This is a genomic window from Pseudomonas sp. 43(2021) (assembly GCF_017490805.1).
Taxonomy (GTDB): domain Bacteria; phylum Pseudomonadota; class Gammaproteobacteria; order Pseudomonadales; family Pseudomonadaceae; genus Aquipseudomonas.
Genome location: NZ_JAFGYJ010000293.1, coordinates 1 through 509 on the forward strand (window position 1 = coordinate 1; position 509 = coordinate 509).

The following is a 509-nucleotide window of genomic DNA, read 5'->3' on the forward strand; positions in this document are numbered from 1 at the left end:
GGCCTGATACCCGCCTCCACACTTCGAAGCCGCGCGATCAAGCAAGGCGACCTGTTGCCCGGCGGGCAGATCCGCGCCAGCGCACGTCGCCGGCTTGCGCGAAATCCCGGTCTGACGACTGAAGACCAGCGACTGCTCATGGCCATCGAACTGGCTTACCGAGAACCGGTTCACACCGTAGTGCTCAGTGCCGACCGCTATCCCTACGACGCCATAAAGGCGCAGATCCAGATCGTCAAAACCTGCGTCGACGGCTTTGGTCGGGTCCTGCAAACCCAACAGAAGGTCGATCCGGGGCTGGCTTATGTGGTGGGTGAGGATGGTCAATTGCTGATCGAAGAAGGTGAGCAACCGACGCAGACACGCTGGCGTATCAGCGAACGCGTCGAATACAACAACAAAGGTCTCGCGCAGCGCCAATACCGGCCGTTTTTCGCTAACACGCACCGCTACGTCAATGATCAATCGCTGCGCCAACTCGGGCTCTTCGATCAGCTGTTCTATGACGC

1 pseudogene is annotated in these 509 nt (G+C 59.5%); it reads left to right on the forward strand.

What is annotated here, in order from left to right:
• Window positions 1–509: pseudogene (locus J5M71_RS27280) on the forward strand (toxin); the annotation flags it as partial.